The sequence below is a fragment of the Bifidobacterium sp. ESL1118 genome, from assembly GCF_058505595.1.
The window spans coordinates 1594897-1609109 of record NZ_CP196371.1; the positions used below are offsets into that span (position 1 = coordinate 1594897).

The window sequence follows — 14213 nt, forward strand, 5'->3', positions numbered from 1 at the left end:
GCCCAGGTGGGCATACGCCCGAACATCCAAACGAACTTCAAAACGATTTTACAGTGGAATCCTCACTCGTCATCTGGCGAGAAGAACGTGCCACCTTCCAAATTGTTGGTATCGAAACCGAGTGGGGAGGCTTTCAACGAAAGACCCATGGACTGCAGTTTCTCTTTCACTTCATCGATGGACTTCATGCCGAAGTTGCGGATGTCAAGAAGATCCTGCTCGGTGTGTGAAACCAGTTCACCGACTGTGTGTATTCCCTCACGCTTCAAGCAGTTGTAACTACGCTGAGTGAGGTTGAGTTCTTCAATCGGAACCGCCATCTCGGGGTTCTCTTCCTCTTCGACCTCTTTGGAGCCGACCTCAACACCTTCGGCCTGCTCGTTGAGCTCACGGAAAAGACCAAACAACTCGACCAACGTCGATCCCGCCGAAGCAACTGCGTCACGAGGCGTGATTGCCGGTTTTGTTTCCACATCGAGAATGAGCCGGTCGAAATCCGTGCGCTGCTCCACGCGAGTGGCCTCTACCTTATAGCTCACTTTCAGCACCGGAGAATAAATGGAGTCGACGGGAATACGGCCAATCTCCGAGTTATCGCCCTTGTTCATCTGGGCTGGCACATACCCACGGCCGCGCTCCACGGTAAACTCTATCTCAAGCTCGCCATCTTCTGCCAATGTAGCAATATGCATATCGGGATTAGCAATGGTCACACCTGCAGGAGGTGTAATATCTCCTGCTGTCGCCTCACCTTTACCGCTCTTTCGAAGGTACATTGTGACCGGCTCGTCATACTCACTGGTGACAACAATGCCTTTGATGTTCAGCAAAAGTTCCGTAACATCTTCCGTCACACCAGGAAGCGTGGTAAACTCGTGCAACGCACCGGAGATACGAACAGACGTTACTGCTGCACCCGGGATAGAGCTCAATAAAGTTCGACGCAACGAGTTTCCAAGTGTATAACCAAACCCAGGCTCCAGTGGTTCGATAATAAAGCGCGAACGCTGGGAATCAAGCGATTCCTCGGTAAGTTTCGGACGCTGTGCAATAAGCACTGTATTATCCTTTCAGCTTTTGATCGATGTTGCACTCACATCCATCATCGGCAAGTTGGACTGATTATTTATAGAGTGCTTCAGACGCGACGGCGCTTGGGCGGACGGACACCGTTGTGTGCCTGCGGTGTTACATCAGATATGGATCCCACTTCAAGTCCTGCCGATTGTAGAGACCGAATTGCTGTCTCACGGCCCGAACCTGGCCCTTTGACGAACACATCGACCTTCTTAACTCCGTGTTCCTGAGCCTTACGTGCAGCAGACTCGGCTGCCATTCCTGCGGCATACGGCGTGGACTTTCGTGAGCCCTTGAAACCCGCATCACCACCGGAGGCCCAAGCAACAACCGCTCCTGAAGGATCGGTGATTGAAATGATGGTGTTATTGAATGTAGATTTGATGTGCGCTTGGCCGACCGGTACTGATTTGCGATCACGACGACGCGGTTTGCGCGCGGCTTGCTTTGCAGCTGCCATGAATCCTCGTTTCTTAATGACGATGTGTTGATACTAAACGAAAGACGCTTGACAATTTCAAGCGAATCTCCGTGGCGTCGCCTGCTACTTGACGGCTTTCTTCTTTCCAGCGACTGTACGCTTCGGCCCCTTGCGGGTACGAGCGTTGGTCTTGGTGCGCTGACCACGCACCGGCAGACCATGACGATGGCGTAGGCCCTGGTAGCAGTTAATCTGAACTTTACGACGAATATCTGCGTCAACCTCACGACGCAAATCGCCTTCAATCTTGTAATTGGCCTCAAGATAGTCGCGCAGCGTAATCAGCTGCTCGTCGCTCAGATCCTTGACGCGAGTATCAGGATTGACTCCTGTGGCGGCAAGTGTTTCCTTTGCGCGGGTACGTCCGACACCAAAAATATAGGTGAGGGCTACCTCGATGCGCTTCTCATTTGGGATGTCGACTCCGGCAAGACGTGCCATTGCGATTCCTTCTGTTTGCTCGCAGGTGTGTACCAAACCTTCTGGTTTCCCAGCCCGGGCCTGCGTACCCGAGGTTCAGCTTTCGCTGCGGTTTAGCACCTTTTATTTGTCTGTCTAGCTTCTGCTCAGCCTTGACGCTGCTTATGGCGTGGGTTCGAGCAGATAACCATGACACGACCGTGACGACGAATCACGCGGCAATTCTCGCAAATCCTCTTCACACTTGGGCTGACCTTCATGGTTTTCCTTTACCTCTCGTACTTACTTATACCTGTACGTAATGCGGCCACGAGTCAAATCATACGGGCTCATTTCCAGAGCCACCCGATCCTGCGGCAGAATGCGGATATAATTCTTCCTCATCTTGCCTGAGATAGTGGCCAACACGACGTGCTTGTTCTCAAGCTCCACGCGAAACATCGCGTTGGGTAGTGCCTCCACTACCCTACCTTCGACTTCAATCACACCGTCTTTTGCCATAAGCCTCAATCCGTTCGTTGGCGTGCATTAATAACAGCGCATGCTAGATACGCCAACTTACAAATATAGCGCTATGGCAGTAAAAACTGACACCAAGCGTGTCGTTTTACTCTCGTAGCACTATTTACCCTATCTCAGGCTGCCTGTCGCTGAGGAACAGACCCCCCTATGCTTCCAGCTTCGAGATGATTTCCTTTGAGATGTCACCGATGTCACCGCTTCCATCCAGAGACAACAACGAACCTCGTGACTCGTAGGTATCGAGCAGGGGCGCTGTCTGCTCCTCATAGGTCTTGAGCCTTACTTCAATGGCTTCCGGCGTGTCGTCGGCACGACCCTCAGCCTTTGCCCTCTTGGCCATGCGTTCCATAAGGATATCTCGGTCTGCGTCGAGCGCCACAACATCACTGAGCTTCTCACTGTTTTTCTCCAAGACTGCGTCCAATGCCTTCACCTGTTCGGCATTGCGTGGATAGCCGTCGAGAATCCAGCCGTTCTTGGCATCGTCCTGAGCGAGCCTGTCAGCCACGATTCGGTCGGTGAGCTCATCGGGGACCAACTCGCCCTTGTCAGTATATTGTTTGGCCTCTCGACCAAGCTCAGTATCGTTTTTGAGGTTCTCGCGGAAGATGTCGCCTGTTGAAATATGCGGAATGCCATAATGCTTGGCCAGAAGTTCTGCCTGTGTACCTTTGCCTACACCTTGGGGCCCCATGATAATCAAACGCATGCCTGAAGTGCGCTCCTCTGTTGGGGTGTTCGAAGAGTCACCTGACGAAGACACCGACTCGGTGTTCTCCACTTGCGCTGTTCCATCAGTGTCGGCAGCCGAAACCGTAGACGGCTTAGTCTTGGACGACACCTTCTTCTTGGATGACTTGACATCCTTGCCTTCTGTGTGATCGGAATCCTCCAGCAAGAAGCCAGTGTATTGGAACTGTTCGGTCTGCGCCTTGGCCTGGCGCAGCGTATCGAGACCCACACCTGCGATGATGAGGATGGTGGTGCCACCGAACGGAAGCTTGCTGTTGAGTTTCAGCGCCATAATGAGCATCGTCGGAATAAGTGCCACGAACAAAAGATAGATTGAACCGACAGTATTGAGCCTGTTCATCACATACTGCAAGTAACGGCTGGTGGCACTACCTGCACGAATACCTGGAATGAAACCACCATATTGTTTCATATTGTCTGCGGTCTCGTCTGGGTCGAATGTGATGGACGTGTAGAAGAAGCAGAAGGCCACGATCATCAGTGAATACAGAAGGATGTATACCCACGATGTGGTGTTGGCCAGATTGGTGTTGATCCACTTCACCCATGACTGATCGCTCTTGCCGAACTGCGCGATCAATGTCGGAATGGCCAGAATCGAAGACGCAAAGATTGGAGGAATCACACCGCTCATATTAATCTTCAAGGGCAAATACGTTGAAGAGCCGCCGTACATCTTGCGGCCTACCATTCTACGGGTATATTGCACCGGAATGCGACGCTGTGCCAGCTCGACATAATCGACGATGACCAGGATGACAATCAGGACCGCCGTGACGATGCCGAATGCCTTCCAGTTGCCGTTCTTGCCATTTGTACCCCACCCGATCTGCCAAAGCTGCGGAAGGAAGCCAGAGCAGATGGACATAAAAATCAAAATGGACATGCCCTGACCGATGCCCTTATCGGTGATGAGCTCTGCCATCCACATGATGAGACCCGTACCACCAGTGAGAACGATGACCATGAGCACAAGATTCCAGATGGAACCATCGGGGATGACCTGACCGCACTGATAATTGAACAGGGCACCCGATCGAGCCGTCACTAGAATGGTGGTGGACTGCAGAATTGCCAGACCGATGGTCAGATAACGTGTATACTGAGTGAGTTTAGCCTCTCCGGACTGCCCTTCCTTGTGCAGCTCTTGGAAGCGAGGAATCACCACACGCAAGAGTTGAATGACGATGGACGCCGTGATGTAGGGCATTACACCCAATGCAAAAATCGAGAGCTGCAACATGGCCCCACCCGAAAAAAGGTTCACGAGCCCAACGAAGTTCTCCTGTGCGTTCTTCATCGTGCCGACGCATTCCTGAACCTTGTTGTAGTCCACACCGGGAGCCGGGATAAACGAACCAATACGGTAGATAATAATCATACCGATGACGAAGAGAATTTTATTTCGCAGTTCCTTCGTCTTGAAAGCCTGGATTAACGTCCTCACGTGGGATTCCTTCCTTGACGCGCACACACCTGTGCAGCGCTATTCACACACTCTGAGAAAATCTTAGCGTACAGCGTCTACTTACGCAGTGCACACCGCTGGTATACAACAACACCAGCAAAAACAATAAAAGCTGACTCCTCCCACCGAGGCGATGAGAAGGGTCAGCTTATGAGTAACCGACGATCCGATTAGCACAGAGCACTCACTCCTGTGAAATCGAACCACCAGCAGCTTCGATCTTCTTCACGGCTGAAGCCGATGCCTTAACACCCTTGAGCGTCAAAGCAACAGTCGTCTCGCCGTTTCCGAGCACCTTGACCGGCTCGCCTGCACGAACCAATCCAGCCTTGGCCATATCTTCAACACTGACCTCTCCACCCTTGGGAAATGCAGCAGCCAATGCATCCACGTTGACAACCTGATATTCCGTCTTGAACGGGCTCTTGAAGCCACGAAGCTTAGGCATACGCATATACAGCGGCAACTGACCGCCTTCGAAACCAGGACGCACCTGATAACGTTTCTTGGTGCCTTTCGCCCCACGACCGGAAGTCTTACCTTTGGAACCTTCGCCGCGACCAACACGGATACGATTCTTTTTGGCACCAGGAGCAGGACGCAGATCATGCATCTGCAAAATTGTGTTCTCTTCTTCTGCCATATCAGACCTCCTCAACGGTAATGAGATGACGAATCGCCAAAATCTGTCCACGAGTCTCCGGAGTGTCTTCACGTACCACAGACTGACCGATCTTGTGCAGGCCAAGCGTACGCACCGTAGCGCGTTGCGAAGGCTTACGATTCACAAGCCCCTTGGTGAGGGTAATTTTCAGCTGAGCCATCACTCACCATCCTTTGCTGCATCCGCTTCAGCCTTGGCCTTAGCTTCTTCACGAGCCTTGCGTTCCTCGTCCAAACCAGTTGCGCGAGAGCGTAACAGTGTGTCAGGAGCGACCTCTTCAACCGTAAGACCTCGACGAGCTGCAATTTCCTCGGGTTCCTCGAGATTCTTCAATGCGTCGACGGTTGCCCGAACCACGTTAACTGCAGTGGCGGAGCCCATGGACTTCGTCAGAATATCGGTGATACCGGCGCACTCCATGACGGCGCGAACAGGACCACCGGCAATCACTCCAGTGCCAGGGGCGGCCGGACGCAGCAGCACGGTACCTGCAGCATCGTGACCGATGACCGGATGGGTCACAGTCCCACGCACACGGGGAACAGTGAACATGTTCTTCTTGGCATCAAGTTGACCTTTGGCAATCGCCGCAGGAACTTCCTTCGACTTTCCATAGCCAACACCTACGGTGCCCTTGCCGTCACCGACAACCACGAGAGCGGCAAAGCTCATCGTACGGCCGCCCTTACGGGTCTTGGAAACACGATTGATGGTGACCACACGGTCGAGCATATCGTCTTCATGACGATCATCTCGACGTCCGCGACGTTCACCGCGCCGGCCTTCACCGCGCGAGCCACGCTCACCGCGACGTCCGCCACGGTCGGAACGCTCACTGCCACGTTGCCTATCACCATTATTCGTGTTCTCAGTGCCCTGTACAGCTTGCGCCTGAGTATCCTGCGCCACTTGGGTTTCCTTTTCGTTATCGCTCACAGTGCCAGACCTCCCTCACGGGCGCCTTCAGCAACCGCTGCGACGCGACCATGGTACTTGTTGCCGCCGCGGTCAAACACCACTGCGGTAATGCCTGCATCTTTGGCCTTCTTGGCCAGCAACTCGCCAACCCGTTTGGCGGCTTCGCCTTTGGTGCCCTTAAACCCATCAAAATCATGAGTAATCGTAGATTCACTGACAAGCGTCACACCCTTGGTGTCATCTACAATCTGAGCAACCATATGCCTATTGGAACGAGTGACCACCAGACGTGGCATTTGCGGCGTTCCACTGATGCGCTTGCGAATGCGACGATGACGACGCAGCCGGGCAACGGACTTTCCTTTACCGAAAACTTTGACCGTCATAATCACTTACCAGCCTTTCCAGCCTTGCGAATGATGTGCTCATCCACGTACTTGATCCCCTTGCCCTTATAGGGTTCAGGAGCACGAAGCTTACGGATGTTTGCAGCTGCCTGGCCAACCTGCTGCTTGTCCATGCCCTTGACGGCAACATGGTTCGCATCAGATAGTTCGAAAGTGATGCCATCAGGAGGATTCACTGTAATAGTGTGTGAGTAACCGAGTGAGAACTCGATACCCTTGCCCTTCATCTGAGCCCTATACCCTGTTCCCACTATCTCAAGGTTCTTCACATAGCCTTCGTGCACACCCTGGATAAGGGAGGCCACAATGGCACGAGCCAACCCATGCTTGGCACGGGTGGGACGCAGGTCGTCGGCGGCATCGAGAATGACCTCATTGCCGTCAACATGAGCCGTAATTCCTTCGGGAACGGTATATGAATCCGTGCCTTGGGGACCTTTGGCCGTAAAAGACTGACCGTCGATTGTAACTTCCACGCCTGCCGGAATGGCGACAGGGAGCTTTCCAATATGTGATGCCATGTTAGCTCTCCTTCCTCACCATACGAAGGCGACGACTTCGCCACCAATGCCTCGGTCAAGGCATTCCTTTTGGGTCAACAAGCCTGAACTCGTTGAAATGATTGCAACTCCTAGGCCACCCAAAGGCATGGGTAGTGAATCGGACTTTGCATACCGGCGAAGCCCTGGCTTTGAAACCCGCTTGATACCCTTGATGGCACGCTCGCCATTCTTGCCGTATTTCAGCTTGATCTCAAGATCTTTGCCTACTCGAGCTTCCTTAGCCGAGAAGTCCGAAATATAGCCTTCACGCTTGAGAATCTCGGCGATGTTCGCCTTAAATTTGGAATACGGCATCACGACGGTGTCATGCTTTGCCGCACTCCCATTACGCAGACGCGTAAGCATATCTGCGATTGGATCTGTCATTGTCATGTGGGCTAATGCCCTTTCTCGCAATGGTTTCCAACGCCTTCACATTGTAAATTCCATGTGAAGGCACTGGACCTTCTGCGTCGATATTTACCAACTGGACTTTGTAACTCCGGGCAGTTCGCCGCGGTGGGCCTTCTCACGAAGGCAGATACGGCAGAGGCCGAATTTACGATACACAGAATGTGGACGACCACAAACCTGGCAGCGCGTGTATCCACGCACCTTGAACTTCGGTTTGGCAGCCGACTTATTCCTCAAAGCGGTTTTCGCCATTAGTTCTCCTTGAACGGGAAGCCAAGCTGTTTGAGCAGCGCTCGGGCTTCCGTATCGTCTTTAGTACTGGTCACCACCGTGATATCCATACCACGTTGGTGATCGATGGAATCCGGATCAATCTCATGAAACATCGACTGCTCCGTGAGACCGAAGTTATAATTGCCCTGACCGTCGAACTGCTTGCCACTGATACCGCGGAAATCTCGGATACGTGGCAGAGCCAACGTCAGAAGCCTGTCGAGGAACTCCCACATGCGGTCACCTCGCAGCGTCACATAGGCGCCAATGGCCTGACCTTCACGCAGATGGAACTGAGCCACGGACTTCTTGGCCTTTGTAATCTTGGGCTTCTGACCAGTGATGGCAGTCAGATCACTGACTGCGCCTTCGATGAGCTTGGAGTCGCGAGCCGCGGCACCCACACCCATGGATACAACGACCTTCTGCACACGAGCCACACGCATGGGGTTCTCGTATTGGAACTCCTTCTCCAGCTCAGGCACAATCTGCTCATTGTACTTCTGCTTCAGACGGGGCATCGCCGGGGCTTCAACTGTAGTCTCACTCATGCGAGCTCCTTTCCTGACTTCTTGGCGATGCGCGTACGCACCATCTTGACCTTGCCGTCTTTTTCAACAGTGCTGATCTTGACGCCAACGCGGGTCGGCTTCTTCGTCTCCGGGTCGATCACCATTACATTGGAACGATGAATCGGCGCCTCAGTGGGAACGATGCCAGCTTCCTGACCCTGCTGTGTGGCACGAATGTGCCTCTTGACAATCTGAACGCCCTCGACAATAAGACGGTCATTGGGCAAGACCTGAGTGACCTTGCCTTCCTTGCCGCGGTCTTTGCCACGGATGACCTTCACCTGGTCGCCTTTTTTGATCTTGGCTACCATCTCAGATCACCTCCGGTGCAAGGGACACAATCTTCATGAAGCGCTTGTCACGCAATTCACGACCGACTGGTCCGAAAATACGAGTGCCGCGCGGCTCACGGCCAGTGCCGAGAATGACCGCTGCGTTCTCATCGAATTTGATGTATGAACCGTCTTTACGACGATGCTCTTTGACTGTGCGGACAACGACAGCCTTGACCACGTCGCCCTTCTTGACCGACCCGCCAGGAATTGCATCCTTGACGGAGGCGACGATGACATCGCCGATGCCGGCATAGCGTCGCTTCGACCCACCGAGCACGCGGATAGCCAAAATCTCCTTGGCACCCGTGTTGTCGGCGACGCGAAGCCGCGTTTCCTGCTGAATCATTGATTCTCCTTAGTCGTGCCGGTTCTTCGCTGGCACCGGTTACGGTGCACAACGAAGCCTTGCCGAACTTGTTACTTGGCGCGCTCCACAATGGAGTCAAGGCGCCAACGCTTGGTCTTGCTCAGAGGCCGAGTCTCCATGATACTCACGAAGTCGCCAACATGGGCGTCGTTGTGTTCATCATGAACCTTGACCTTGCGGTTGGTACGCACAACCTTGCCATACAGGGGATGGGTTGAACGCTGTTCGAGTTCTACAGTGATGGTCTTATCCATCTTGTCGGACACGACATAGCCGCTACGGGACTTGCGGAAGTTACGCTCTTGCTTTTCAGCCATCGCTTACTCCTTTTCTTTCTTATCGCTCTGCTCAGGAGCCTTCGAAAGCCCAAGCTCACGTTCACGCAGGACAGTGTACATCCTGGCGATATCACGGCGGACGGCCTTAAGACGTGCTGAGTTGTCGAGATTGCCTGTGGCGTTCTGGAAGCGGAGATTAAACAACTCTTCCTTCGACTTCTTGAGTGAATTCTCAATCTCGCCGTCGGTCTTCTCATTCAGCTTTTCAATGGTGTAGTCTTCGGTTCCCACTGACATCAGATGTCACCGCCCTCTCGTGCAATAATGCGGCACTTCATAGGAAGCTTATCGATAGCTCTACGGAGAGCCTCCTTAGCCGTCGATTCGTCCACGCCGCCGATCTCAAACATCACACGGCCAGGGTGCACATTGGCAATCCAGAATTCCGGAGTACCTTTTCCGGAACCCATACGGCTTCCAAGCGCATGCTTAGTCAATGGACGGTCTGGAAAGATGGTAATCCACACACGACCGCCACGCTTGATGTAGCGGGTCATGGCGATACGAGCCGCTTCGATCTGTCGATTGGTGATGTAGGCAGGAGCCAAAGCCTGAATGCCATAGTCACCGAACGAAATCTCGTTGCCACCCTTGGACATACCACGACGAGCAGGACGCTGCTGTTTACGATATTTAGTCCTCTTTGGGATAAGCATATCCGCTCACTCCTTCACTTCTTGAGGCTGACCTGCGGCAGGTGCTTCAGCAGTTGAAGCAGCTGGAGCGCTTGGAGCCGGTGAAGCCGGTGCATTGCCATTGGAGGCTGACGCACTGGAACGATCATTCCTGCGAGGGCGACGGTCAGAATTACGACGGGGACGACCGTTGTTGTTCGACTGAGCCTGTTGCTCATCGAACTGCTTTTCAGTCATATCTCCCTTGTAGATCCAAACCTTCACACCGATGCGGCCGTATGTTGTTCTAGCTTCGAAGAAGCCATAATCAATCAAAGCACGCAACGTCTGCAGCGGCACACGACCTTCACGGTAGAATTCCGAACGGCTCATCTCAGCGCCTCCGAGGCGACCCGAGAGTTTGATTCGAATGCCCTTGGCACCGGCCCTCATGGCATCTTGCTGTGCCTTACGCATAGCACGGCGGAAGGTCACACGGGCAGTAAGCTGCTCGGCGATGCCTTGAGCCACAAGCTGCGCATCGATAGCGGCGTTCTTGACTTCAAAGATGTTGAGGCGCACCTGCTTGCCCGTCATCTTCTCAAGCTTGGCACGCACGCGCTCTGCCTCAGCTCCATGACGCCCAATGATGATGCCCGGACGTGCGGTGTGAATATCGACGTTCACGCGGTCACGAGTACGCTCGATGTTGATGCGAGAAACACCCGCACGCTCGAGATCCTTGTTCATGGCCTTGCGAATCTTATCGTCTTCTAGCACGAAATCGCTGTAACGTTCACCCGGCTTGACCGAGTCGGAGAACCACTTGGAACGATGGTCTTCGGTGATGCCCAGACGATAGCCTAATGGATTGATCTTCTGGCCCATCAGCGCTCTCCTTCCTTGCTGGCGACAACGACGGTGATGTGGCTGGTACGCTTGTTGATGCGTCCTGCCCTGCCCTGTGCACGAGCGCGGAAACGCTTGAGCGTCACACCCTCATCCACGTAGGTTTCCTTAACCACCAAATCGTTCTCCTTAAACGGCTCGCCAGCCTTCTCAGCCTTGACTCGCGCGTTTGCGGTGGCACTCTTCAAGACCTTAAGCACCGGATCCGATGCGTCTTGCGGAGCGAATTTCAATATGGTCTCGGCTTCCGTCACATGCTTGCCTCGGATGAGGTCGACCATGCGGCGAGCCTTGCGTGGCGTCACGCGGACGTGACGTGCAATTGCTTTAGCTTCCATAATCTATCTCTTCCTTTAGTGGCGAGCTGCTTTTTTGTCGTCATGCACATGACCACGGAAGGTCTTTGTGGGGGCGAACTCACCGAGCTTGTGACCGACCATTGCTTCGGTGACGAACACCGGAACATGCTTACGGCCATCATGTACAGCAAAAGTCATACCGATGAAATCAGGCGTGACCATCGAACGGCGCGACCACGTCTTGATGACGTTATGCGTACCCTTCGCAATCTGCTCGTCGACTTTCTTCTGTAAGTGGGCGTCGACGAATGGGCCCTTCTTGATGCTACGAGTCATCTTTTCGACACTCCTACTTACGATTCTTGCCATTTGGACGACGACGGACAATCATCTTGTTCGAAGCCTTCTTCGGATGGCGTGTACGAACTTCACCCTTGCCCCACGGAGACACTGGCGGCTTACCACCGCGAGTAGTTCCACCATGTGGATGGTCGACGGCGTTCATGGCCTCACCTCGGGTAATGGGCCTGCGGCCAAGCCAACGGGCGCGACCTGCCTTGCCGAGCTGAACGTTGGCGTGATCGGAATTACCGACCTCACCGACGGTTGCACGGCAACGTGCGTCTACGTTGCGAATCTCACCTGAGGGCATACGGAGCTGCGCGAAAGCGCCATCCTTTGCCACCAACTGCACGCCGGCACCAGCCGAACGAGCAATCTTAGCTCCGCCCAAGGGCCGGAGCTCAATGTTATGCACAATCGTACCTGTTGGGATATTACGAAGAGGCAAGTTGTTACCAGGCTTAATATCTGCCTGCTCACCAGTCTCGATAACATCGCCCTGCTTAACACCTTCGGGGGCGATGATATAGCGCTTCTCGCCATCTGCATAGTGCAGTAAGGCAATACGAGCGGAACGGTTGGGGTCGTACTCAATCTGTGCGACCTTTGCCGGCACGCCATCCTTGTCCCACCGTTTGAAATCGATGAGACGATACTGGCGTTTGTGGCCGCCGCCGCGATGACGTGAGGTCACACGGCCGTACGAGTTACGACCACCGGTCTTCTTGAGTTTGCGTACCAGCGACTTCTCGGGTGTGGAGCGCGTCAGATCGGAGAAATCCGAAACAGACGCACCACGACGACCCGGAGTCGTCGGCTTATATGCGCGAATAGCCATAATGTAGTTCTTCCTTTGACTTTCTCGGCTAAATCGTCAGTTACCGAAGATGTCGATGCTCTGACCTTCAGCCACGGTCACGACTGCACGTTTTTCATTGACACGCTTGCCGAAACCGGTGCGGGTACGCTGACGCTTGCCCGAGCGGTTGAGGGTGTTGACATTCGTCACCTTGACCTTGAAGATCTGCTCGATTGCCTGCTTGATCTGCACCTTGTTGGCATCGGGAGCCACCACGAACGTGTACTGGCCGCGATCCGAACCGGCATAGCTTTTCTCAGAGACGACCGGCTTCAAGATGACATCATGGGCTGGATTATGAATGGCAACCATGTTCAGGCCTCCTTGGGTTCAGTCTTGGCGGATACGAAGGCATCAAAGCCCTCTTTGCTGAAGACCACATACTGACTGGACACAGCGTCGTACGTGCTGAGCTGATCGGCAAACAGCACATGGACCGACGGAATGTTGCGCACGGAAAGCCACTCGTTGTTCTGCTCGCGATCGAGCACCACAACGGTGGATGCCGTACCTGAAACCTTGGCAAGTGCTGCGATAGCGGTCTTCGTGGATGGCGCCTTGGAGACTCCAAAGTCCACTACGGCCACATGACCTGCATTGGCACGATTGGAAAGCACGTAACGCAACGCGCTGGCCTTCATCTTCTTCGGGGTGCGCTGACTGTAGTCACGCGGAACCGGTCCGTGGACAATGCCGCCGTGAACCCACTGGGGCGCACGAGTGGAACCCTGACGAGCACGACCGGTGCCCTTCTGCTTCCACGGCTTCTTGCCGCCACCAGAGACCTCACCACGAGACTTCACGGATGCGGTACCCTGACGGGCTGCAGCGAGCTGGGCGGTGACCACCTGGTGAATCATCGGGACATGCGCCTCGACGACCTCATTGCTAAAGCCGAAAATCTCGGCAGGAGCATCGACTGTGCCTGCGGACTTACCCTTGGCATCCGTAATCTTGAATGTAGCTTGTGCCATCGTTTTCACTCTCCCTTCACAGCATTGCGGAGCAAAACGATGCCACCCTTGGGCCCCGGCAGGGCACCCTTGACGGCAATGACTCCGTTCTCCACGTCGGAGGAGACGATGGTGAGGTTCTGCACGGTCTTCTTATCGTTGCCCATGCGGCCAGCCATACGCTTGCCCTTCAAAATACGGCTCGGTGTGGCGCATGCGCCTACGGAACCTGGACGACGCTCGTTTTTGTGAGAGCCGTGTGTACGACGATAGGACTTGAAGCCCCACCGTTTGATCGTGCCTGCGAACCCTTTGCCCTTCGTGGTTCCCGTAACGTCAACTTCCGCACCATCAGCGAAGACATCTGCACCCAGCTCCTGACCAGGCTTGTAGTCTGCTGCATCTTCCGTGCGCACCTCGACGAGGTGACGACGCGGAGTGACGCCCGCCTTGGCAAAGTGACCGGCCATGGGCCTAGTCACCTTACGCGGATCAATCTGGCCATATCCGAGCTGAACGGCGGCATAGCCGTCGCTTTCTTCGGACTTGACCGCTGTAACCACGTTCGTGGAAACATCCACGAGTGTGACAGGAACGAAGAAGCCCTGCTCATCCCAGACCTGCGACATACCGAGTTTGCGCCCCAGCAGCGCAGTACGATTTGGTTTCTGTTTTGCCATGCTTCT

General features: G+C 54.2%; 26 protein-coding genes and 1 pseudogene. All 27 read right to left on the minus strand.

The annotated features are described in order from the left end of the window. Nucleotides 1-62: 62 nt before the first annotated feature. The 27 genes and pseudogenes from ACSYSS_RS06355 to rplC all read right to left on the minus strand — a co-directional run bounded on the left by ACSYSS_RS06355 (nt 63) and on the right by rplC (nt 14207). Nucleotides 63-1058 (minus strand): DNA-directed RNA polymerase subunit alpha, encoded by a 996-nt coding sequence (locus ACSYSS_RS06355; RefSeq protein WP_491703199.1) that lies wholly within the window; start codon nt 1056-1058, stop codon nt 63-65. An 80-nt stretch (nt 1059-1138) separates the two neighbouring features. Then, a complete protein-coding gene (gene rpsK, locus ACSYSS_RS06360; RefSeq protein WP_491703200.1) occupies nt 1139-1537 on the minus strand; it encodes a 30S ribosomal protein S11 in 399 nt (132 codons plus the stop codon). 84 nt (nt 1538-1621) lie between these two features. Further along, nucleotides 1622-1999: a 30S ribosomal protein S13 gene (gene rpsM / locus ACSYSS_RS06365; protein WP_491703201.1), complete on the minus strand. Its 378-nt coding sequence runs from the start codon at nt 1997-1999 to the stop codon at nt 1622-1624. A gap of 125 nt (nt 2000-2124) precedes the next feature. Next, on the minus strand, nt 2125-2238 hold the full coding sequence (gene rpmJ, locus ACSYSS_RS06370) for a 50S ribosomal protein L36 (RefSeq protein WP_043164480.1): 114 nt from the start codon (nt 2236-2238) through the stop codon (nt 2125-2127). Between the two features lie 22 nt (nt 2239-2260). Then, nucleotides 2261-2479: a translation initiation factor IF-1 gene (gene infA, locus ACSYSS_RS06375; protein ID WP_044087820.1), complete on the minus strand. Its 219-nt coding sequence runs from the start codon at nt 2477-2479 to the stop codon at nt 2261-2263. A gap of 166 nt (nt 2480-2645) precedes the next feature. Next, nucleotides 2646-3209 carry an adenylate kinase gene (locus ACSYSS_RS06380; protein WP_491704259.1) on the minus strand — a complete coding sequence of 188 codons (564 nt, stop codon included), beginning with the start codon at nt 3207-3209 and terminating at the stop codon, nt 2646-2648. A gap of 156 nt (nt 3210-3365) precedes the next feature. Continuing rightward, nucleotides 3366-4700 (minus strand): annotated as a pseudogene (secY, locus tag ACSYSS_RS06385) (preprotein translocase subunit SecY); the annotation flags it as partial. A 205-nt stretch (nt 4701-4905) separates the two neighbouring features. Next, nucleotides 4906-5364: a 50S ribosomal protein L15 gene (gene rplO / locus ACSYSS_RS06390; RefSeq protein ID WP_491703202.1), complete on the minus strand. Its 459-nt coding sequence runs from the start codon at nt 5362-5364 to the stop codon at nt 4906-4908. A gap of 1 nt (nt 5365) precedes the next feature. After that, nucleotides 5366-5545, minus strand: coding sequence for a 50S ribosomal protein L30 (gene rpmD, locus ACSYSS_RS06395; protein WP_491703203.1), 180 nt, complete (start codon nt 5543-5545; stop codon nt 5366-5368). Continuing rightward, nucleotides 5545-6321 (minus strand): 30S ribosomal protein S5, encoded by a 777-nt coding sequence (gene rpsE, locus ACSYSS_RS06400; RefSeq protein ID WP_491703204.1) that lies wholly within the window; start codon nt 6319-6321, stop codon nt 5545-5547. The genes rpmD and rpsE overlap by 1 nt, the downstream gene beginning before the upstream one ends. After that, nucleotides 6318-6689, minus strand: coding sequence for a 50S ribosomal protein L18 (gene rplR, locus ACSYSS_RS06405; protein WP_491703205.1), 372 nt, complete (start codon nt 6687-6689; stop codon nt 6318-6320). Before rplR ends, rpsE begins: the two co-directional genes overlap by 4 nt. Before the next feature lie 2 nt (nt 6690-6691). Then, complete coding sequence (rplF, locus tag ACSYSS_RS06410) at nt 6692-7231, minus strand: 50S ribosomal protein L6 (RefSeq protein ID WP_491703206.1); 540 nt, start codon at nt 7229-7231, stop codon at nt 6692-6694. 15 nt (nt 7232-7246) lie between these two features. Next, nucleotides 7247-7645 carry a 30S ribosomal protein S8 gene (rpsH, locus tag ACSYSS_RS06415; RefSeq protein ID WP_491703207.1) on the minus strand — a complete coding sequence of 133 codons (399 nt, stop codon included), beginning with the start codon at nt 7643-7645 and terminating at the stop codon, nt 7247-7249. 87 nt (nt 7646-7732) lie between these two features. Beyond that, the gene (locus tag ACSYSS_RS06420; protein ID WP_491703208.1) at nt 7733-7918 is read right to left on the minus strand and encodes a type Z 30S ribosomal protein S14; all 186 of its coding nucleotides are present in this window, start codon (nt 7916-7918) and stop codon (nt 7733-7735) included. Then, the gene (gene rplE, locus ACSYSS_RS06425; RefSeq protein ID WP_491703209.1) at nt 7918-8490 is read right to left on the minus strand and encodes a 50S ribosomal protein L5; all 573 of its coding nucleotides are present in this window, start codon (nt 8488-8490) and stop codon (nt 7918-7920) included. The genes ACSYSS_RS06420 and rplE overlap by 1 nt, the downstream gene beginning before the upstream one ends. Beyond that, on the minus strand, nt 8487-8822 hold the full coding sequence (gene rplX / locus ACSYSS_RS06430; RefSeq protein ID WP_491703210.1) for a 50S ribosomal protein L24: 336 nt from the start codon (nt 8820-8822) through the stop codon (nt 8487-8489). The genes rplE and rplX overlap by 4 nt, the downstream gene beginning before the upstream one ends. A 1-nt stretch (nt 8823) precedes the next feature. Next, the gene (gene rplN, locus ACSYSS_RS06435) at nt 8824-9192 is read right to left on the minus strand and encodes a 50S ribosomal protein L14 (protein WP_491703211.1); all 369 of its coding nucleotides are present in this window, start codon (nt 9190-9192) and stop codon (nt 8824-8826) included. A gap of 71 nt (nt 9193-9263) precedes the next feature. Continuing rightward, nucleotides 9264-9530 (minus strand): 30S ribosomal protein S17, encoded by a 267-nt coding sequence (rpsQ, locus tag ACSYSS_RS06440; RefSeq protein ID WP_491703212.1) that lies wholly within the window; start codon nt 9528-9530, stop codon nt 9264-9266. A gap of 3 nt (nt 9531-9533) precedes the next feature. Further along, nucleotides 9534-9788: a 50S ribosomal protein L29 gene (gene rpmC / locus ACSYSS_RS06445; protein WP_491703213.1), complete on the minus strand. Its 255-nt coding sequence runs from the start codon at nt 9786-9788 to the stop codon at nt 9534-9536. Then, nucleotides 9788-10207: a 50S ribosomal protein L16 gene (gene rplP / locus ACSYSS_RS06450; protein WP_491703214.1), complete on the minus strand. Its 420-nt coding sequence runs from the start codon at nt 10205-10207 to the stop codon at nt 9788-9790. Before rplP ends, rpmC begins: the two co-directional genes overlap by 1 nt. Before the next feature lie 6 nt (nt 10208-10213). Beyond that, nucleotides 10214-11053, minus strand: coding sequence for a 30S ribosomal protein S3 (rpsC, locus tag ACSYSS_RS06455; protein WP_491703215.1), 840 nt, complete (start codon nt 11051-11053; stop codon nt 10214-10216). Next, entirely contained in the window at nt 11053-11412 is a 360-nt protein-coding gene (rplV, locus tag ACSYSS_RS06460) for a 50S ribosomal protein L22 (protein WP_491703216.1), read from the minus strand. Before rplV ends, rpsC begins: the two co-directional genes overlap by 1 nt. A gap of 15 nt (nt 11413-11427) precedes the next feature. Beyond that, the gene (gene rpsS / locus ACSYSS_RS06465; protein ID WP_491703217.1) at nt 11428-11709 is read right to left on the minus strand and encodes a 30S ribosomal protein S19; all 282 of its coding nucleotides are present in this window, start codon (nt 11707-11709) and stop codon (nt 11428-11430) included. Nucleotides 11710-11722: 13 nt separating this feature from the next. Then, the gene (rplB, locus tag ACSYSS_RS06470) at nt 11723-12553 is read right to left on the minus strand and encodes a 50S ribosomal protein L2 (RefSeq protein ID WP_491703218.1); all 831 of its coding nucleotides are present in this window, start codon (nt 12551-12553) and stop codon (nt 11723-11725) included. 36 nt (nt 12554-12589) lie between these two features. Beyond that, on the minus strand, nt 12590-12886 hold the full coding sequence (gene rplW / locus ACSYSS_RS06475; RefSeq protein WP_491703219.1) for a 50S ribosomal protein L23: 297 nt from the start codon (nt 12884-12886) through the stop codon (nt 12590-12592). A gap of 2 nt (nt 12887-12888) precedes the next feature. Further along, the gene (gene rplD / locus ACSYSS_RS06480) at nt 12889-13548 is read right to left on the minus strand and encodes a 50S ribosomal protein L4 (RefSeq protein WP_491703220.1); all 660 of its coding nucleotides are present in this window, start codon (nt 13546-13548) and stop codon (nt 12889-12891) included. A gap of 5 nt (nt 13549-13553) precedes the next feature. Continuing rightward, a complete protein-coding gene (gene rplC / locus ACSYSS_RS06485) occupies nt 13554-14207 on the minus strand; it encodes a 50S ribosomal protein L3 (protein ID WP_491703221.1) in 654 nt (217 codons plus the stop codon). Between the last annotated feature and the right edge of the window lie 6 nt (nt 14208-14213).